This is a genomic window from Gammaproteobacteria bacterium, assembly GCA_016200485.1.
Lineage (GTDB): Bacteria > Pseudomonadota > Gammaproteobacteria > Tenderiales > Tenderiaceae > JACQEP01.
The window spans coordinates 240609-259916 of the sequence record JACQEP010000010.1; the positions used below are offsets into that span (position 1 = coordinate 240609).

Consider the following 19308-nt stretch of genomic DNA (forward strand, 5'->3'; position numbering starts at 1 on the left):
TGGAATGCTTTATATCAAGTAAAGGGATTCACTTTGGAATGAATACTGTTGCCCCACCTCTGACTGGCCTAGCCCAACGCTTGGTCAGCGATGGTCTGATGGCGCGCGAGGCCGCCGAACAGGCCTATCAAGCTGCTGCCGCAGAAAAAATGCCGCTGGTGCGTTATCTGGTGAGCAAAAAACTGCTGGATGGCTTGACCATTGCCAACGCAGCCTCGCATGAATTCGGGGTACCGGTGTTCGACATCGACGCCATGGACATGGACATGGCGGCAACCTCCCTGATTAACGAAAAGCTGATCCGCAAACACGGGGTCATACCCTTAATGAAACGCGGCAATCGCCTCTTCGTCGCCATCTCCGACCCCACTAATTTTCTGGCGCTGGATGAAATAAAATTTGCCACCGGCACCAATACCGAAGCAGTCCTGGTAGAGGAAGACAAGCTCGGCAAAATTATCGAAAAGTCACTCGAATCAAAAACCCAGGCCATGGAGGGGCTGGAAGACAGCGACCTTGATGATCTCGACATTACCGGTGGTGATGAAGTCCCGGCTGACGACACCAGCGAAAAAGATGTCGACGATGCCCCCGTCGTGCGTTTCATCAATAAAATATTGTTGGATGCGATTAACAAAGGCGCCTCGGATATTCACTTCGAGCCTTATGAGAAAATATATCGCGTCCGCTTCCGCCAGGATGGCATGCTGCATGAAGTCACCAATCCACCAGTATCGCTGGCGCCAAAACTCTCCGCCCGCATCAAGGTCATGGCGCGGCTGGATATCTCGGAAAAACGTGTGCCACAGGACGGCCGCATCAAGCTCAAAATCACCAAGGATCGTGCTATCGATTTCCGTGTGAATACCTGTCCGACCTTGTTTGGTGAAAAAATAGTCATGCGTATTCTTGACCCGAGCAGTGCCAAGCTCGGGATTGATGCGCTGGGTTATGAACCGGAACAAAAACAGCTTTATATTGATGCCTTGAATAAACCCTATGGCATGATCCTGGTCACTGGACCGACGGGTAGCGGTAAAACGGTTTCTCTGTATACAGGTTTGAATATTCTCAACACCGTAGATCGTAATATCTCCACCGCTGAAGACCCGGCGGAAATTAACCTGCCCGGCGTGAATCAGGTCAATGTCAATCCCAAGGTCGGCCTCACCTTCGCGGCGGCACTGAAGGCATTTTTGCGCCAGGACCCGGACGTGATCATGGTCGGGGAAATTCGTGACCTGGAAACCGCCGAGATTGCGATCAAGGCCGCGCAGACCGGCCACATGGTGCTTTCGACCCTGCATACCAACGATGCGCCACAAACGTTATCACGCTTGTTGAATATGGGCGTGGCGCCGTTCAACATCGCTTCGGCAGTGAACCTGATCATTGCCCAACGCCTGGCACGAAAATTGTGTTCTCATTGCAAAGCAGTGGCCGATATCCCACCCGCAGCGTTACTGGAAGAAGGTTTTAGCGAGGCCGACGTTGAGACAGGACTCACCATTTATAAACCGGTCGGCTGCGACCAATGCACCGAAGGGTACAAGGGACGTGTCGGTATTTATCAGGTACTACCGTTCTCCGAAGAAATGGGTAGACTGATCATGGCCGGTGGCAACGCCATCCAGGTCGCCGACCAGGCCGAGAAAGAAGGGGTACCTGACCTCAAAAAATCTGGCCTACTGAAAGTGAAAAACGGTTTGACCAGCCTCGAAGAAATTCATCGCGTAATCACGGATTAATATGGCGGAAAAAACATCAGACACCAAAACCAAGACCCAAGATACTTTTCTTTGGGAAGGCACTGACAAACGCGGCAACCGCGCCAAGGGCGAAGTGCGTGGTATATCGCTCACCCTGGCCAAGGCCGAACTTCGGCGCCAGGGTGTCAATGTGCTCAAAATCAACAGGAAGTCCAAACCGCTGCTGGGGGGTGCTAGGAAAAAGAAAATCGGACCCAAAGACATTTCCATTTTCAGTCGCCAGATGGCCACCATGATGAGTTCCGGTGTACCACTTGTACAATCATTTGAGATTATCGGTCGTGGCCATGAGAACCCGGCGATGATGGAGCTCATCCTCCAGATCAAGGCGGATGTCGAAGGCGGCAACTCGCTGGCCGAAGCCCTGGCCAAACATCCGCAGTATTTCGATGCCCTTTACGTCAATCTAGTGAATGCGGGTGAGCAAGCCGGTATCTTGGAGACATTGCTCAACAAGATTGCCATCTACAAGGAAAAGGTCGAAGCCATCAAGGGCAAAATCAAGAAAGCTCTGTTTTATCCCGCCGCCGTTGTAACTGCCGCTATTATCGTTTCTTTCATCTTACTTTATTTTGTCATTCCGCAATTTGCTGCCCTGTTCCAGGGCTTTGGCGCAGATCTACCGGCAATGACCCTGGCCGTGGTCGCCATGTCCAATTTCGTGATCAAGTGGTGGTATCTGATCATTGGCGCATTTGTCGGGGCTGGCTATGCCTTTATCGAAGCCAAAAAACGATCTCAACCCTTTAACGATTTTCTTGATCGATCAATTTTGAAGGCTCCAATTTTTGGCGAAATTATTCGCAAAGCCACCATTGCCCGTTTTGCCCGCACTCTGTCTACCATGTTTGCTGCTGGTGTACCCTTGGTAGAAGCCATGGCGACCGTCGCTGGCGCAGCTGGGAATATTGTTTATGCCAATGCCATCCTGCGTATGCGCGATGAAATTTCCACCGGTACCACCTTGACCCAATCCATGCGCCAGACCGGCCTCTTTCCCAATATGGTGGTGCAATTGGTGGCCATCGGCGAAGAGGCCGGCTCATTGGACGCCATGCTGGCCAAAGTTGCTGACTTTTACGAGGAAGAGGTTGATAATGCGGTCGATGGCCTCAGTAGCCTGATGGAACCCTTGATCATGGCCTTTCTCGGCGTGATTATCGGCGGCATGGTGGTGGCGATGTACCTGCCTATCTTCAAGATGGGTCAAGTGGTCGGATAAATTATCTACACAATGACCGTAATCGAATACCTCAGCGCCCAGCCGCTGTTTTTCATTGCCATTATCACCATCCTCGGCGCCACTGTCGGCAGCTTCCTCAATGTCGTGATCTATCGCCTACCGCTGATACTGGAGCGGCAATGGCAGGAACAATGCGCCGAGTTACAACATCCGGATGGCAAGTTAACCCCTGCCGTTTCAGAACCCTTCAATCTTGCGGTGCCGCGCTCACGTTGTCCGCAATGCGGCCATCAAATCCGCGCTATCGAAAACATTCCAATCATCAGCTATCTCTTGCTGCGCGGCCGTTGCGCAAAGTGCAAGGTACATATCTCGATTCGTTACCCTATCATCGAGGCGGTAACGGCAGTGTTATCCGGCTTTGTCGCCTGGCATTTCGGTGTTGGCTGGGAAGCCGCCTGTGCCTTGGTTCTCACCTGGTCTTTGATTCCGCTGACCATGATCGATTTTGATCATCAGCTATTACCCGACGTCATTACCCTTCCCTTTCTCTGGGTGGGACTCGCCGCCAGCCTGTTCAGCGTCTTCACCTATCCCGGCGCAGCGATCATCGGTGCGCTGGCCGGTTATCTGAGCTTGTGGAGCATTTATTGGGCCTTCAAGCTACTCACCGGCAAGGAGGGCATGGGCTATGGCGACTTTAAACTGCTGGCGATGCTCGGCGCCTGGCTCGGCTGGCAGGCGTTGCCGGTGGTGATTCTGCTTTCGGCCTTTGTCGGCGCCGTGGTAGGCATCAGCTTGATTCTGTTCCTCGGCCGCGACCGCCAGTTGCCGATCCCTTATGGCCCTTACCTCGCTGCCGCGGGCTGGATCACCATGATCTGGGGCAATGATTTGACGCGGTTGTATTTGAAGATGGCGGGGTTGAATTCGTAGGGGTGTGATCCCCCTCGCCCGTAGGGGCACGGCGCGCCGTGCCCCTACCACGCCTGCAAAATCCATCTCCACGGCAGATATAGCAATTTTCCCCCGTTTCAGTTATCACTATACAATGTTCATCGTTGGCCTTACCGGCGGTATTGGCAGTGGCAAGTCCACTGTGGCCCGTTTTTTTGCCGAAATGGGGGTGCCGGTGATCGATGCCGACATCATTGCCCGCGAAGTGGTCGAGCCGGGCCAGGCGGCGCTGGACGAAATCATCACCGCCTTCGGCCCGGAAATGCTGGACCCCGATGGTCGCCTTGACCGCACCCGGCTCCGGCGCGAGGTATTCGCCACCCCTGCCAAACGCCAGGTGCTGGAAGCCATTCTCCACCCGCGCATCCGCGCCGAGATGGAAAAACGCGCTGCCGATCTCAACGCCCCCTACTGTATTTTCGTCATCCCCTTACTGGTTGAAACCGGCCAGCGCAGCCATCTGGATCGGGTATTGGTGGTGGACACAAGACCGGAACAACAGCGGCAACGGGTGCGGGAACGCGATGCGTTAAGTGACGCCGAAATCGACGCCATTCTTGCAGTGCAAACCTCGCGCAAAGATCGTCTGGCAGTGGCCGATGATGTGATCACTAATAATAACGACCTTAATCACTTGAAAACTCAAGTTTTTGACCTTAATCTCCGTTATATTGCCTTAGCAGGGCAGAAAAAAGATTAATGGGGTTCAGTTTGGCGACAGAGTGAATTTTTTTGCACTTGTCTGGTTGCGCAAGTCAGATGATCGCGTAAACTATAACGCATCCATCTACCCAACCCGATGGTTGCGCCTGTGAACAGATACTCCGCCACTGCAACAAAATATAACTCCGAAGCACAGACGACTTCGGCATTAAAGGGACGACAAGCGACGGTGCGCGACCAGATCGTGTTCGAACAACCGCTGAATGAACGGATACGGACATTTCTCCGGCTGGAGTTTCTGTTCGAACAATGCCGCGCCTTTACCTTCCGCGATTCCGTGTGGGACAGCCGGGCGTCGATGAATGCCCTGTTTGACCTGAGCAATGCCTTCAGCCGCGCCGATATCAAAACTGAACTCCTGAAAGAGCTGGAGCGTCAGACCAATTTCCTTGAAAAGCTGGCAGAGAATCCAAAGGTTGACCGGACCGTCCTGGATCAGCTGCTGAGCGAAATGGATGTCTTGATCGACCGCCTCCATTCCCTGCCAGTGCAATCGCTCGACATTCGTTCCAATGAATTTTTGAATAGCGTCAAACAGCGCAGCGCCATCTCGGGTGGTTGCTGTGATTTCGATTTGCCGTCCTACCATTTCTGGTTGTCTCAGCCCACCGAGCGTCGTGCTGCCGACATGAGCCGCTGGCTGGAACCTTTCGAACCGATTCGCGAGTCTGTCAACATCCTGTTACGCCTGATCCGTGAAAGTGGCCATACCAGCGATGAAGTCGCCGAGAGCGGTTTCTTCCAGAAGAATCTCGATCAAACCAGCATTTGCCAGTTGATCCGGGTCACCGTCGCCAGCAGTTATCCTTATTTTGCCGAAATCAGTGGTAGCAAACATCGCTTCACCGTACGTTTCTTGCGTCACGGCGGCGCTGAACGTCCCACCCAAGCCGAAGAAAACGTTCCCTTCAAACTAACCTGCTGCATGTTATGAGCGGTCCCAAAGTGGTGTCCTGCCCCACCTGCGGCAAACCCGTGGTCTGGCAGGTGGAATCCCGTTGGCGTCCTTTCTGTTGTGAGCGCTGCCGTTTGATTGATCTGGGCGAATGGGCGAGTGAATCGCGAAGAATCCCCGTGGAGGATGCGAGGGCAGATTTTGAATCCGATCAGGATACACCCCCGTAGCGGCGGGTTTCAAACCCGTCCCTACAATGCGATTCATCACCCCCACAACCCCCGAATCGCGGCGATGCCTTGGGCACCGTAATTAAAGGCGGTTTTTAAATCTTCCACATGCAGACCACCGAGCGCATAGACCGGCATCGGCACAGCATCGACGAGGCTGCGAAATTGATTCCAACCCAGCGGCGTTATTTCGGGGTGGCTGGCGGTGGTTTGCACTGGTCCTAACACGGCGAAATCTACACCTATGCTCGCGGCATGTAGCAACTCTTGCGCATTGTGACAAGACGCGGCCACCCAATAATTGGATGGCAAGGGCCGTTGATGCCATTGCCGCAATCGTTCAGCCGTTAGATGCACACCATCAGCACCCAGTTCTTCCACCCATCCCGGTTCGGCGTTGAGCAATAGCTTTACGTTCTGAGCATGACATAACTCGATCACCTTGGACGCCAAATTGCGGTACTCCGCTGGCGCCAGCGATTTGGCCCGTAGTTGTACCAGCCGCAATGAGTGCCGGGGAATGGCCTGCTGTAATTGATCGAGGAATGCCGGAATATCGCCCGGCTCTGGCGTGATCAAATAGCGATCCGGCAATCGGGCGGCGGCGATAATCGGCACATTGGCGGCGGGAAAGGCGCGGCTGGGCAATTCTTCAGGCGTCAGCCATGCAATCGCCTGCCCTTCGCGGCCTTCTGGGCGGCCACGAAACCGGTCCACGCGCCAGACATCGAGCAGCACGGCCCGTTCGGGATACCGATGCTGCACCCGGATCAAGGGCCGAGCCTGTTCGATGTTGATTCCCACTTCTTCCTGTAGCTCGCGATCCAGCGCCGCCAGCACCTCTTCCCCCGGCTCCACCTTGCCCCCCGGGAACTCCCACAAGCCGCCCTGGTGCTTATCCAGCGGCCGCTGGGCAATCAGGACCCGGCCCTGATCGTCGACAATGACCGCTGCTGCAACGTGTAAAAAGTCCACTTACCCCCCGAAATCATTTTTTTGCTGATTTTGTGAACTGGATCACAGTTTTACTGCCACCCACGCCTCAGAAATATTTTCCCGATCCGACTATAAATAATATAAACCTTTGTAATTCAGGAGTCGGACCATGATCAAACTAGTACTCATTATCAGCGGCATGTTTTCAGCTTATGCGATTAGCGACGCCATCCAGGCACTCGCTGCATACCAGGATTTGATCCTGGGGGTGTTGCTGCTGCTGTTGATATCGCCCTGGGTCACGAAACAGTTTGATTAACCTGCAGGGGCAGGTTTAAAACCCACCCCTACAGCTTTTAATCGCTCACGATCCACGCGGTGCGTACTGGCAAAACCTTCGACATAACGCCCCGTGGCCGGCAAAAACCGGAACAGCGAAAAATCGCCAAACTCAAACCACAATTCAGCATCAGGGAAGCGCTGGAGATAACAGTCACGAACCTCGGAATAACGCCCATCCTCGGGAGCGATCATTTCCACCCGCCCTTGCAGCATCAATCGCGCCAATTGCTGCGGATCTCCGCTACCAGTATCAGGCTCGCTGATCGCAATTGAAATATCAGGTTCTTCAAGCAGGTTTTGCGTATGCCGCGCCAGCTTGCTTAACAATAACCAGAACTCGCTGAAATCAGCATCCACGGCATAGGCCACCCAGGCGACATAAGGCTTGGCATCTTCCATCGTACCGAGCGCTGCCCAGCGTTGATTGCGGATAAGATGAGCTAGCCGACCATCATCGGCCGGTTTCATGGGTGAGCGCATTTAGACAAACACATCTATTTGGCTGGCGCGCGCAATATTGAGCTGCGCGGTTTCCTGATATTGGCGCAGGGCCTCACTCACGCCGGCCCCATATTCGTTTTGCAATTGCTCGTTGAAGCGGCGCCGTTGCAAAAATTCGCGCCCGGAAATTTCATCGTTAGCATGTGCTGCTTCGCGTGGCTTGTTGAGAACCTCACCCTCAATGATTTGTTCAACGGGTGCGGTATCGCTACGCGATTCACGACCAACGGGCTTAACGACAGGCGTTTCACGCGCAGGAACCCCGCGTGGCTCAATACGCCGGGCAGCATTGCCGTCATAATAAACGGCAAGATTGGAGGTCGATGAAATATTCATTCGCTGCCCGTTATACCCCGTTGGTGATTAGCAGGGGCGAGTCATGTCTCGCCCCTGCATTAAAACTTCATTCTCAGACCCACATGCAGCCCCTTGTCGAGCGTCACAGTCGCGCCGGGATCCAAATCTGCCTTGATCTGGCGAAATCCAACGTAAACCGCCGCCTCGGGCAACACTTCATACTGCACCCGGCCGCCAATCTCGGAGAATTGACTGGCATCACCAAAAGTGGTGATGTCCGGCGCAAAGTTGCCATAAAACGCGATTCCCAAGCGCCGCTCACTTGGCGGCACCACCAGAACTTCACCGCCCAAGGTCAAGGCCAGAACATCCTTATTGATGTTATCGAACGATACCCCGTATCCCCTGAATCCGACGCCCAGATGCACACCCGGCGCGCGACTGCCCGCCTCGCCCGACATCATCATTCCGGCACTGGCCATAAGATCATCATTCTCGGTATACAACGCCCCGATATCGAAATCGGTATGGCCATATTTGCTGTGGCTCATCGGCGCGTAATAGCGAACCTGAGCCGTATCGTTACTCAAACTGATATCCAATTCACCGGCTGTAACAGCCGTACTCGCCGCAACCAGCAGCGCGACCGTGGCAACATGCAACTTCATCTCACAACTCCATTCTTGGCTTTAGGTTAAATCGGCCCCAATGGTAACACGGTCATGTCACGCTCAAAATCACAGCAACCCAACTGTCTAAAATAGACGACAGTTGAAGGGCTTTCCAGGTTAGTCGGCTCGAGCCACCACCCAGACATCGATCCGCGCTACCCCCGCGCGGCGTAGCGCCTGAGCTAGAACAGCAACTGTGCTACCGGTGGTCATCACATCATCAACCAGGGCGACGTGCCGCGTGTCCAATGCAGGATCCACCTTAAAGGCTCCCTTTAGGTTGCGGTGCCGAGCCACGGCATCCAGGCCGGATTGAGCGGGGGTATCACGTTCACGGCGGCAGGCCTGGGCCAACAGCGGAACACTCAAAGCCTCTGCCACTGGCCGGGCCAGCTCCAGGGCCTGGTTGAAGCCGCGCTGGCGCAGGCGTAGTGGATGCAGTGGCACCGGGATAATTGCGTCCGGGCGCGGCCAGACTCCGGCAAGCTGCTGCGCCAATAAATCACCGAGTAAACGAGCCACATAGAGCTTACGGTTAAATTTGAGCCGCTGGATCAAGTGGTCCACCGGCTCGCGGTAATGAAACAAGGCCCGCGTGGTCGCGAATGGCGGCGGGTCTTGCTGACAGGCACCACAGGTCCCTGCCACCGGCAATGGCATCGCACAGTGCTGACAGGCCGTTTTCAGATAGGGCAGATCGGCCTCGCAGCCCGGACACAAATCGCGCCCCGCTGCCCCCGGCCCATGACATAGCACACAGGTAGGGGGCAATAACCACTCGTGGGTATTTTTTAACCACTTGTCAACCATTGCTCATCCCTAAAGTTGACAGCGCAGACGCTACCCTTCATAGTCCCGTTTTTAGCGTCACACCACCCTAATTCATTCATTTAAAAAGAGGATAACATGGACAATCGCACTTATTCTCGTATCGACGAAATCACCCACCGCCTCCTCAATGGCGGCGAGATGACGGCCGAAGAAGGCCGCTGGCTGATCCGTCTTGATCATGACTATCTGCCATGGTTGATGGCGGGCGCTGATCGCCTGCGCAAGACTCTGCGTGGCGAAGAAATCGAGGTCTGCGCCATCTCCAATGTCCGCTCCGGCAACTGCTCCGAGAACTGCTCTTTCTGTTCACAAAGCGGCCACCATAAGACGGCGGCACCGGCTTACGATTACATCACGAGCGCGCAATTGGTGGAACAGGCGCAACGCGCCCGCGAGTGGGGCGCCAGCGATTTCGGCGTCGTGTCCAAAGGTTGGGGCGTGCGCTCGACCAAGGAAAAAGAAAAGCTCAAGGAATATTTCACCGCCATGGGTGAACATTCTGATATCGGTCGTTGCGCCAGTCTGGGTGCGCTGGATAAAGATACGGCCACGATGTTGCGCGGCATGGGTCTGGAAAATTATCACCATAATCTCGAATCGGCAGAGAGCTTTTTCAATCAAGTCTGCACTACACACACCTATCAGGAAAATATTGACACGATTCGTAATGCCCGCGAAGCAGGATTGCGTGTGTGTGCTGGCGGTATTATGGGAATGGGTGAAAGTCTGGATCAACGCATTGAATTGGCGGAGACGCTGCGCAATCTAGGTGTTGAATCAGTGCCGCTCAACTTCCTGAACCCGGCGCCGGGCACGCCGATGGGCACCCGCCAACCAATGTCGCCGCAAGAAATTTTGCAAACAATCGTTGTTTATCGGTACATGCTGCCGCGCGCAGAGATTCGTATTGCCGGCGGCCGCCAGTTCCTCGGTGATATGCAGTCGATGATTTTCATGGCCGGTGCGTCAGGCATCATGATCGGCGACTATCTCACCACCAAGGGCCGCAGTGTTGAGGATGATCTGAAAATGTTGCGCGATCTTAATCTCAACGTGCGCGGCGATACTCAACAGCGGCGTGAAGAGCGCATAGCTGTAGTCGCGGCTTCCGCTTAGTGAATTTCGTCCTCCTTTCCGGAGAAGAAATTGCTACACATCTTGCCACGCGGCCAAACAGAGCGTCCCTTCTCCCTCAGGGAGAAGGCTAGGATGAGGGGGGATAAAATTAATACTCTGATCCCCTCTCCCTGAGGGAGAGGGGGCATGTAGGTATTTCTGCTGCAAAGAGAAGAGAAAAATTTTCAGCTATATGCAAAATATATCCACCGAACTCACCCGCCTTGAGCAGGAACATCTCTATCGCCGCCGCCGTATCGTTGAAGGGCCACAAGGGCCTTATCAAGTTATCGATGGCAAAGAAGTTATTTCGTTTTGCAGCAACGATTACCTCGGACTGGCCAATCATCCCGAAGTGATCCGGGCCTTGCAGCGTGGCGCCGAACATTACGGTGTTGGCAGCGGCTCTGCGCATCTCATCAACGGCCATGCGCATCCGCATCATGCCTTGGAAGAAGAACTGGCCGCCTTCACCGGCCAACCACGCGCCTTGTTGTTTTCCACCGGTTACATGGCCAACCTCGGTGTCATCGACGCACTCTGTCCGCGCGGTCACGTCGTCTTTGAAGATCGACTCAATCACGCCTCGCTACTCGACGGTGCCCGCTTGGCACTGGCACGACTCCAACGTTATGCCCATGGCGATACCCAAGCGTTGACAAGGTTGCTGACACAACATCATTCCAATGCTGCGATCATCGTGAGCGATGGCGTCTTCAGCATGGACGGCGATCTCGCGCCACTGCCAGAATTAACGCAACTGGCGAAACAATATTCTGTGCCATTATTGATCGACGACGCCCATGGCTTCGGCGTCATCGGCGCCACTGGCCGCGGCTGCATCGAACATTTCAATCTTGCGGCTGCAGATGCGCCGATTTTGGTCGGCACCCTGGGCAAGGCCTTTGGCACGTTTGGTGCCTTTGTTGCGGGCAGTGAAGAATTGATTGAATATTTAATTCAAAAGGCACGGACCTATGTGTATACCACTGCGCTGCCGCCTGCAATCGCCGAGGCGACGCGCACCAGTCTGCGCCTGGTGCAAACCGAGTCCTGGCGTCGCGAACAGCTACAACATTTGATCCAACGTTTTCAAAAGGGTGTTACCGAGTTGGGACTGACGCTGATGCCCTCCATCACACCGATTCAACCATTAGTGATCGGCGACGCTGATGCTGCCCTGCTCGCCAGTCAAAACTTATTGAAGCACGGCATTTTTGTCAGTGCGGTACGACCACCCACCGTACCCGTTGGCACCGCGCGTCTGCGCATCACCTTCTCGGCGGCGCATTCGGAGAATGATGTTGATCGCCTGCTATCTGCACTGGAGTCGAGTTTATGAGTCTTTATCACGAATCCATTGGCCACGGCGCTGACGTGGTATTGATTCATGGCTGGGGCATGCACAGTGGTATCTGGGGGCCATTCGCTGAACAATTAGCACAGCATTATCGAGTGACCTTGATCGATCTGCCCGGGCATGGTCGCAGCGCATTACCTGCCGGCGGTTTCGACGTAAAGCGCCTGGCGCAATTACTCACCGAAACCGCACCCGCCAACGCGGCCTGGGTCGGCTGGTCGATTGGTGGCATCGCCGCATTACAGGCAGCACTGATCTATCCTCAAGCCATGAGCCGTCTCACCATGATCGGTGCTTTGCCACAATTTGTGCAGTCTGAGGATTGGTCTCATGCCGTCGCGCCAACATCACTGGCAACGTTTGCCAGCTCGCTGGAAAATGATCCAATGCAGACCTTGCAACGTTTTCTATCGTTGCAAGTACGTGGCTGTGATGACGAAGAAAACGCCTTGAAGATGATTAAGCAACAAGTCGCCAGTCGTCCCGCGCCACAACTGGAAGCATTGCGCTTAGGGCTCGAGGTTTTGCGCCGCGCCAATCTTCGTCCCCAGCTTCACAAGCTGAACGTGCCATTACAGATCATGCTCGGCGATCGTGACATGCTGGTGCCACTAGCCGGTGGCCAGGCGTTTCATCAGCTGGTACCTGGCGCTCACTATTCAATCATTACTAATGCCGGACATGCGCCATTCATGTCGCATCGCGAACCTAGTTTACAAGCGGTACGTGAATTTCTGGATAGAGGCGATTCATGAATCGCCCCTACGATATCTATCAAATCGATAAAACCAAAGTTCGAGAATCTTTCGACCGTGCCGCGGCGAGCTATGATGACGTGGCGATTTTGCAGCGCGAAGTTGGTAACCGCCTGCTTGAACGTCTGGATTTGATCAAACTCCAGCCGCAACGCATTCTTGATCTGGGTGCTGGCACCGGCGTTTGCAGCCTCGCCCTGGCGCAGCGTTACCGGCAGGCGCAGGTGATTTCGCTCGATCTGGCGCCCGCCATGCTGCGTCGCGCCCGTAGCCGGCTCCCTTTTTTAGGACGCTGGTTCGGTAAACATTCTTTTGTCTGTGGCGATGCCGAACATTTACCACTCGCTGACAACAGCATCGATTTGATTTTTTCCAATCTCACCCTGCAATGGTGCATGAATCTTGACAGCACCTTCGGCGAATTCCAGCGTATCCTGCGCCCTGGAGGAACCATCTTGTTCAGCACCTTCGGCCCGGATACCCTCAAAGAGCTGCGCCAGAGCTGGGCCTTGGTTGATAGCGACGTGCATGTAAATGCCTTCATCGACATGCATGACATTGGTGACGCCATGATGCGCGCACGATTGTCTGATCCGGTGATGGACAGTGAGTACTTGACACTCACCTATCGCGATATCAAGGGTGCAATGCGTGATCTCAAAGCGATGGGTGCCCACAATGTCAACGCCGGTCGCTCACGCGCGCTAACAGGCAAATCTCGTCTGCAACAGCTTGCGAATGCCTATGAGCAATTCCGCCTCCCGGACGGCGCCTTACCGGTCAGTTACGAAGTGGTCTATGGTCACGCCTGGGGCAACAATCTGCAAACTGACGGCACGGTGCACGTTTCACTGGATCAACTGCGACAAAGCCGCCGATGAAACCTTTCGCCTCCGGTTTTTTTATTACAGGCACCGACACTGACGTCGGCAAGACCGAAATCAGCCTTGGTTTAATCAAACACCTGCAAGACCAAGGCATGCGCGTCGCAGCGATGAAACCCATCGCCAGCGGTTGCACCGTCACAACGGAAGGTTTGCGTAACGCCGATGCACTACGACTTCAACAAGCGGCATCGCAGTCTTTTCCCTACGCAACGATCAACCCTTATGCGTTTGAAGCGGCCATTGCACCCCATATCGCGGCCCGTAATTGCGATACCGTCATTGATCTCAATGTCATCACTCAACAGTTCAAGCAACTACAGCAAAATGCTGATCTGGTGATCGTTGAAGGCGCGGGGGGCTGGCGGGTGCCCATCAATGAGTTTCAGGATATCAGCGACCTGGCGGCAGTATTACAATTACCCGTGATTCTGGTCGTAGGGATGCGCTTGGGGTGTATTAATCACGCCCTGCTCAGTGCCGAGGCGATCAGTCAACGCGGACTTCCGTTCTGGGGCTGGATTGCGAATCAAATCGATCCCAACATGCCGGCGCTGGAAGAAAACATTGCCACTCTGCAGCAGCGCCTGGAGGCGCCGCTGCTGGGCAAAATACCTTATCTGAAAGAATTAACTGCGGATAGGATTGCAGTACATTTCGATCTGAGGCCACTGATGGCCATCAAGCCTCCATGGCTGCTTTGAGTTTTTTGATCGCATTGGTTTCCAATTGCCGAATGCGTTCAGCGGACACCTGATACTCATCCGCCAATTCATGCAGCGTTGCCTTTTGATCGGCAATCCAGCGGCGCTGCAAAATATCCAGACTGCGTTGATCCAGTTGCGCCAACGCCTGCTGCAACTTGGCTTCATTGTGCGCCTGCCATTGTTCCTCTTCCAGCTGCCGTGCCGGATCAGCCCGTTGATCGGTCAAATACGCCGCCGGGCTGCCGAAATCTTCTTCGCCTTCGATCACCAGCGGATCAAATGAAGCATCGTGATTATTGAGGCGCGCCTCCATTTCCATCACATTTTCTGGCGTCACGCCCAGTTGATCGGCGATGGCCTGAATCTCTGCCTGCGTCATCCAACCCAAACGTGAACGCGATTTGCGCAAATTGAAAAATAGTTTGCGTTGCGCCTTGGTGGTGGCGACTTTAACAATGCGCCAGTTGCGCAAAATGTATTCGTGAATTTCGGCCTTGATCCAGTGCACGGCAAACGACACCAGACGCACATTCATATCGGGGTCAAACCGCTTTACCGCCTTCATCAAACCCACATTGCCTTCCTGAATCAAATCGGCATCGGGCAAACCATAACCACGATAGCCACGGGCGATGTAGGCCACAAACCGCAGATGCGACAATACCAGACGCCGTGCGGCATCCAGATCATTGTCATCACGTAAGCGTAATGCCAGGTCGTGTTCTTCTTCAGCGTTGAGTACGGGGATCCGGGCAACCACGGCCTGATAGGCCTCGATGCTGCCCACCGGGCTGCCCAGCGCAAACGCGAGATCCAATTCCTTACCTTTACTCATCATTGCCCCCTTTATTAAAGAATCAGCATGCTTATATTAGCACTCAAAAGATGAGAGTGCTAATATTGATACTTGTAGGGGCACGGCGCGCCGTGCCCCTACGTAATTGTTTTCAAAGGATTTTTATACCGGCTCGATGGCCCGCAGGTAGCGGCCCGATACTAACCAGGCACCGACCAGCCCCAAAAAAGGGCCAATAAACAATAAGATAGCAGTTGTTTCGAGATCGGCATAGCCCAACCGGAAGTCGCTGCCATAGAGGCTGGCCAGTTGTGCCACCGGCCCCGACAGGGCCGCGAGCAGCAAATTCACCAGCAGCCAGGCGACCATGCCGCCAAACAGGCCAAACCAGATGCCGGTATAAAGGAAGGGGCGACGGACAAAGGCATTGCTGCCGCCAATCAGTTTTACCACTTCCACCTCGTCCTGCCGGTTCTGAATCAGCAGCCGGATGGTATTGCCGATGATGAATAACACCGCCAGCGCCAGCAAACCGCCAAAGGTCAGCACGGCCCGCTCTGATACCGACAACAAGCCATGCAGCCTGCGCACCCACTCCACATCCATTTGCGCGGATTCTACTCCACTGAGTTTCTGCAACTTCGGCAATAAGGCTTCGGTCTGTATTGCCGATATCGATTTCGATGGCGTGATCACCAACACCCCAGGCAACGGATTCTCATTTAATAATCCAACTACGTCCGTCATTCCGGAATGCTGTTCAAATTCCTTGAGTGCCCGTCCAGGACTGATGTAGTGGACCTTGGTGATTTCCGGCCAACGCTGCAACTCGCGCGACAAGGCTAGCGCTACCCCATCGGCCACATCTTTTTTCAGAAACACCGTGACTTGAGTAGATTCCTGCCAGACCGAACTCACGGCCTGCAACTTGTTGAGGAACACATGCACCGCTGCTGGCAGCGCCAGCGCAATGCCGATGACGGCGGCGGTCATGAAACTGGCAATCGGTGCTCGACCCAATCGATTCAGACTGGACATCAGGACATGAAAATGCGATCCAAAATAATTGCGCACCCGTGCAACCACCACTGATTGCTGAGTTGCCTTAGGCTTGCGCGGTGGCTGCGACATTCTGTCCCCTGTGATCACGTATCAATTTGCCTTGCTTCAATACCAGAATGCGCTTACCCATGCGCGTGATCAATTCCAAATCATGGGAAGCCACTAACACTGTGACTCCCACCTGATTGAATTGCAGAAACAGATCCATGATCTCACCTGACAAATCCGGATCAAGATTACCCGTCGGCTCATCAGCGATCAGTATCTTGGGGCGATTCACCACGGCACGGGCAATCCCCAACCGCTGCTGTTCACCCCCCGACAATGCGCGCGGCGAGTCGTGCTCGCGTTTAAGCAGCCCCACTTTATCCAAGGCCGCTCGCACACGGCGCGTGACATCGCGCGGATGCAAGTCGCCCGACACCAACAGCGGCAAGGCGACGTTATCAAACACATCGCGATCATAGAGCAGTTTACTGTCCTGAAAAATAACGCCGATATCACGCCGCAACGCCGGAATCTTGCGCGGCTTTATCTGATCCAGCGCTTTGCCGTCAATAATGATCTGGCCACTACTCGGCTGTTCAATAAGCGGAATCATTTTCAACAAGGTACTCTTGCCCGCGCCAGAACGGCCGGTGAGAAAGGCCATCTCGCCCGCCGCCAGCGAAAAACTGATATCCACCAACGCGGGTAACCCGTTGGTGTAGACTTTGCTGACGTGATTAAACTGAATCATGTCCATCCGAAATCATCTGTAAGGGCGGTTCATGAATCGCCCTTGCCGCGCGCCAACAAGGCATCGACAAATTCATCGGCATCAAAAGGTCGCAGATCGTCGATGCTTTCACCCACGCCAATAAACCGGATCGGAATCCCCAGCTTTTTGGCGATCGCAAAAATCACACCGCCCTTGGCCGTGCCATCGAGTTTGGTCAGGACCAGGCCGGTCACGCCCACAGCACGGTTAAATTGTTCGGCCTGTACCAGGGCGTTCTGGCCGATGCTGGCATCCAGCACCAGCAATACTTCATGGGGTGCACTGGCATCGAGCTTGGCAATCACGCGCCGGATCTTTTTCAACTCTTCCATCAGATTCGATTGCGTATGCAAGCGGCCGGCGGTATCGGCGATCAAGACATCGATGCCCCGTGCCCTGGCCGCCTGCACCGCATCGAAAGCCACCGACGCCGGATCGGCCGTGCGTGGCTGCGCGACGACGGCCACACCGTTGCGATCACCCCAGGTCTGCAATTGTTCCACTGCGGCAGCACGGAAGGTATCGCCCGCCGCCAGCATCACCGAACGCCCTTCACTTTGCAGCCGCTTGGCGAGTTTGCCAATGGTGGTGGTCTTGCCGGCACCATTGATGCCGATCATTAATATGACATAGGGCTTGTGCGCCGCATCGACCTGCAAGGGTTGACATACCGGCGCCAGAATCGCCCGCATGTCTTCACGCAAAGCGGCAAACAAGGCGTCGGCATCACTTAATTGATTACGCTTCATACGCGCAGTCAGATCATCGATGATGGCGCTGGTCGCTTCAACGCCCAGGTCTGCCGTCAGCAGTTGGGTCTCCAGTTCGTCGAGCAGATCGGCATCGATGGCCTTCTTGCCCAGGACCAGATTGGTGATGCCTTCCGTGATGCTACTGCGGGTACGGCTCAGGCTTTCCTTGAGGCGGCTAAAAAACCCAGTTTTCGCCGGGGTCTCTACGTCGCCGACGGGCTGTTTCTTTGAACCAAACATAAAACTCCGTGGTCACATTAACGGTGTACTGACTGTTGCGAAATGCCCATAAAATTCAGAAATGGTATGGGTCTAACCAATTACGTTATGCTATCACAATCAACCGTCACCTTAGACGTAACAGGGAAAAACAACATGCTACGAAACCTATCGCGCGCAGCAGCAGCTGCGTTCTTGTGTCTGAGCGGCACTGCTGCCCTGGCCGACAACCCCGTCCATAGCTATGACCTTGATAATGGGATGAAGATCCTGGTGAAAGAGGACCATCGCGCACCGGTGGTCACCTCCATGGTCTGGTACAAGGTCGGCAGCAGCTACGAACACGATGGTCAGACCGGTCTCTCGCATGCCCTGGAACACATGATGTTCAAAGGCACTGATAAACACCCCCCCGGCGAGTTCTCCAAGATCATCGCCGCCAACGGCGGCCGCGAGAACGCCTTCACCAGCCGCGACTTCACTGCCTATTTCCAAAACCTGGAAAAGGGCCGCCTTGAAATCAGTCTGGAATTGGAAGCCGATCGGATGCGTCATCTCAAAATTTTAGATGACGAATTCGCCAAGGAAATCCAAGTAGTGATAGAAGAACGGCGGATGCGCACCGAAGACGAACCTGAGGCATTGACCTCCGAGCGCTTCAACGCCGCCGCCCACGTCACCAGCCCCTATCACAACCCCGTCATCGGCTGGATGACCGATCTTGATCAAATGACCGCTGACGATATTCGTTCCTGGTATCAGACCTGGTATGCGCCTAACAATGCAACACTGGTGGTCGCGGGTGACGTCAATCCGGAGGAAGTTTATCGATTGGCGAAAAAACATTTTGGCCCGTTGCAGCCCAGCGTTCTACCAAAATCCAAGCTCCGCACGGAAGTCGAACAAAAAGGCGAGCGCAGGATTACGGTAAAGGCTCCTGCCGAACTGCCCTACCTGATTATGGGCTATCAAACGCCGGTGATTCCTGTTACCGATGACAACATGGAACCTTATGCACTGGCAGTATTGAGCAGCATTCTGGACGGCGGCAACAGCGCCCGCTTTGCCAAACGCCTGGTACGCGAACAACAGGTTGCCGCAAGCGTGGGCACCGGTTATGACAGCTTCTCGCGGCTCGATAGTTTGTTTTTGATTGAAGGCAATCCGGCACAAGGCAAAACTATCGCCGAGCTTGAAAAGGCGATTCGCGCCGAGATCAAACGCCTGCAATCTGATTTGGTCAACACTGATGAACTCGCCCGCGTCAAGGCACAAGTTGTCGCCAGCAAGGTCTATGAAAAAGATTCAGTATTTTATCAAGCGATGCAAATCGGCTCCCTGATCACACAAGGTTATGACTGGAAGCTCGGCGATCAATACGCCGACAAGATTCAGCAAGTCACTGCCGAACAAATTCGCGATGTCGCGCGTAAATATCTGACCGATGACCGGCTTACGGTTGCTGTGCTTGATCCGCAACCACTCGATGGCAAACGGCCCGGCCATTCCGGCGCTGCCAATATGCCGTTACGTTAAGCCTTAACTATCACACAGGATTCAGT

At 54.4% G+C, this 19308-nt stretch carries 22 protein-coding genes; 13 read left to right on the plus strand and 9 right to left on the minus strand.

Annotation, left to right across the window (positions count from 1 at the left end; genetic code table 11):
- Window positions 1-38 precede the first annotated feature (38 nt).
- The 6 genes from pilB (at window position 39) to yacG (ending at window position 5757) form a co-directional block, all read left to right on the plus strand.
- Window positions 39-1748: a type IV-A pilus assembly ATPase PilB gene (gene pilB / locus HY272_06430; protein ID MBI3772317.1), complete on the plus strand. Its 1710-nt coding sequence runs from the start codon at window positions 39-41 to the stop codon at window positions 1746-1748.
- A gap of 1 nt (window position 1749) precedes the next feature.
- Entirely contained in the window at window positions 1750-2991 is a 1242-nt protein-coding gene (locus tag HY272_06435) for a type II secretion system F family protein (GenBank protein ID MBI3772318.1), read from the plus strand.
- Between the two features lie 12 nt (window positions 2992-3003).
- A complete protein-coding gene (locus tag HY272_06440; GenBank protein MBI3772319.1) occupies window positions 3004-3888 on the plus strand; it encodes a prepilin peptidase in 885 nt (294 codons plus the stop codon).
- 115 nt (window positions 3889-4003) lie between these two features.
- Window positions 4004-4609, plus strand: a complete 606-nt coding sequence (locus HY272_06445; GenBank protein ID MBI3772320.1) for a dephospho-CoA kinase — start codon at window positions 4004-4006, stop codon at window positions 4607-4609.
- Window positions 4610-4720: 111 nt separating this feature from the next.
- The gene (zapD, locus tag HY272_06450; protein ID MBI3772321.1) at window positions 4721-5566 is read left to right on the plus strand and encodes a cell division protein ZapD; all 846 of its coding nucleotides are present in this window, start codon (window positions 4721-4723) and stop codon (window positions 5564-5566) included.
- Window positions 5563-5757: a DNA gyrase inhibitor YacG gene (gene yacG, locus HY272_06455; GenBank protein ID MBI3772322.1), complete on the plus strand. Its 195-nt coding sequence runs from the start codon at window positions 5563-5565 to the stop codon at window positions 5755-5757. The genes zapD and yacG overlap by 4 nt, the downstream gene beginning before the upstream one ends.
- A 36-nt stretch (window positions 5758-5793) precedes the next feature.
- Here the strand turns inward: yacG and HY272_06460 are convergent, their stop codons facing one another.
- A complete protein-coding gene (locus HY272_06460) occupies window positions 5794-6732 on the minus strand; it encodes a Nudix family hydrolase (protein ID MBI3772323.1) in 939 nt (312 codons plus the stop codon).
- A 130-nt stretch (window positions 6733-6862) separates the two neighbouring features.
- Between HY272_06460 and HY272_06465 the strand changes: the two genes are divergently transcribed.
- Window positions 6863-7012: a hypothetical protein gene (locus tag HY272_06465; GenBank protein ID MBI3772324.1), complete on the plus strand. Its 150-nt coding sequence runs from the start codon at window positions 6863-6865 to the stop codon at window positions 7010-7012.
- On the opposite strand, the gene HY272_06470 is transcribed toward HY272_06465, so the two are convergent.
- The 4 genes from HY272_06470 to HY272_06485 form a co-directional block, all read right to left on the minus strand.
- Window positions 7009-7503: a pyridoxamine 5'-phosphate oxidase family protein gene (locus HY272_06470; GenBank protein MBI3772325.1), complete on the minus strand. Its 495-nt coding sequence runs from the start codon at window positions 7501-7503 to the stop codon at window positions 7009-7011. The genes HY272_06465 and HY272_06470 overlap by 4 nt on opposite strands.
- 12 nt (window positions 7504-7515) lie before the next feature.
- Window positions 7516-7872, minus strand: a complete 357-nt coding sequence (locus HY272_06475) for a hypothetical protein (protein ID MBI3772326.1) — start codon at window positions 7870-7872, stop codon at window positions 7516-7518.
- Between the two features lie 59 nt (window positions 7873-7931).
- On the minus strand, window positions 7932-8501 hold the full coding sequence (locus HY272_06480) for a hypothetical protein (protein MBI3772327.1): 570 nt from the start codon (window positions 8499-8501) through the stop codon (window positions 7932-7934).
- A gap of 120 nt (window positions 8502-8621) precedes the next feature.
- Window positions 8622-9314 carry a ComF family protein gene (locus HY272_06485; GenBank protein MBI3772328.1) on the minus strand — a complete coding sequence of 231 codons (693 nt, stop codon included), beginning with the start codon at window positions 9312-9314 and terminating at the stop codon, window positions 8622-8624.
- Window positions 9315-9410: 96 nt separating this feature from the next.
- Between HY272_06485 and bioB the strand changes: the two genes are divergently transcribed.
- The 5 genes from bioB to bioD all read left to right on the plus strand — a co-directional run bounded on the left by bioB (window position 9411) and on the right by bioD (window position 14154).
- A complete protein-coding gene (gene bioB / locus HY272_06490; protein MBI3772329.1) occupies window positions 9411-10451 on the plus strand; it encodes a biotin synthase BioB in 1041 nt (346 codons plus the stop codon).
- A gap of 193 nt (window positions 10452-10644) precedes the next feature.
- On the plus strand, window positions 10645-11793 hold the full coding sequence (bioF, locus tag HY272_06495; GenBank protein MBI3772330.1) for an 8-amino-7-oxononanoate synthase: 1149 nt from the start codon (window positions 10645-10647) through the stop codon (window positions 11791-11793).
- The gene (bioH, locus tag HY272_06500; protein MBI3772331.1) at window positions 11790-12566 is read left to right on the plus strand and encodes a pimeloyl-ACP methyl ester esterase BioH; all 777 of its coding nucleotides are present in this window, start codon (window positions 11790-11792) and stop codon (window positions 12564-12566) included. The genes bioF and bioH overlap by 4 nt, the downstream gene beginning before the upstream one ends.
- On the plus strand, window positions 12563-13447 hold the full coding sequence (gene bioC, locus HY272_06505; GenBank protein ID MBI3772332.1) for a malonyl-ACP O-methyltransferase BioC: 885 nt from the start codon (window positions 12563-12565) through the stop codon (window positions 13445-13447). The genes bioH and bioC overlap by 4 nt, the downstream gene beginning before the upstream one ends.
- On the plus strand, window positions 13444-14154 hold the full coding sequence (gene bioD / locus HY272_06510) for a dethiobiotin synthase (GenBank protein MBI3772333.1): 711 nt from the start codon (window positions 13444-13446) through the stop codon (window positions 14152-14154). Before bioC ends, bioD begins: the two co-directional genes overlap by 4 nt.
- Here the strand turns inward: bioD and rpoH are convergent.
- From rpoH to ftsY, 4 genes are all read right to left on the minus strand, one after another.
- On the minus strand, window positions 14132-14995 hold the full coding sequence (gene rpoH, locus HY272_06515) for an RNA polymerase sigma factor RpoH (GenBank protein MBI3772334.1): 864 nt from the start codon (window positions 14993-14995) through the stop codon (window positions 14132-14134). The two genes, bioD and rpoH, sit on opposite strands and share 23 nt — an antisense overlap.
- Window positions 14996-15115: 120 nt before the next feature.
- The gene (locus HY272_06520) at window positions 15116-16084 is read right to left on the minus strand and encodes an ABC transporter permease (GenBank protein MBI3772335.1); all 969 of its coding nucleotides are present in this window, start codon (window positions 16082-16084) and stop codon (window positions 15116-15118) included.
- Entirely contained in the window at window positions 16059-16754 is a 696-nt protein-coding gene (gene ftsE, locus HY272_06525) for a cell division ATP-binding protein FtsE (protein ID MBI3772336.1), read from the minus strand. The genes HY272_06520 and ftsE overlap by 26 nt, the downstream gene beginning before the upstream one ends.
- 29 nt (window positions 16755-16783) lie before the next feature.
- On the minus strand, window positions 16784-17767 hold the full coding sequence (ftsY, locus tag HY272_06530; protein ID MBI3772337.1) for a signal recognition particle-docking protein FtsY: 984 nt from the start codon (window positions 17765-17767) through the stop codon (window positions 16784-16786).
- A gap of 135 nt (window positions 17768-17902) precedes the next feature.
- Here ftsY and HY272_06535 point away from each other — a divergent pair, with 135 nt between their 5' ends.
- A complete protein-coding gene (locus HY272_06535) occupies window positions 17903-19282 on the plus strand; it encodes an insulinase family protein (protein MBI3772338.1) in 1380 nt (459 codons plus the stop codon).
- The last annotated feature ends 26 nt before the right edge of the window (window positions 19283-19308 follow it).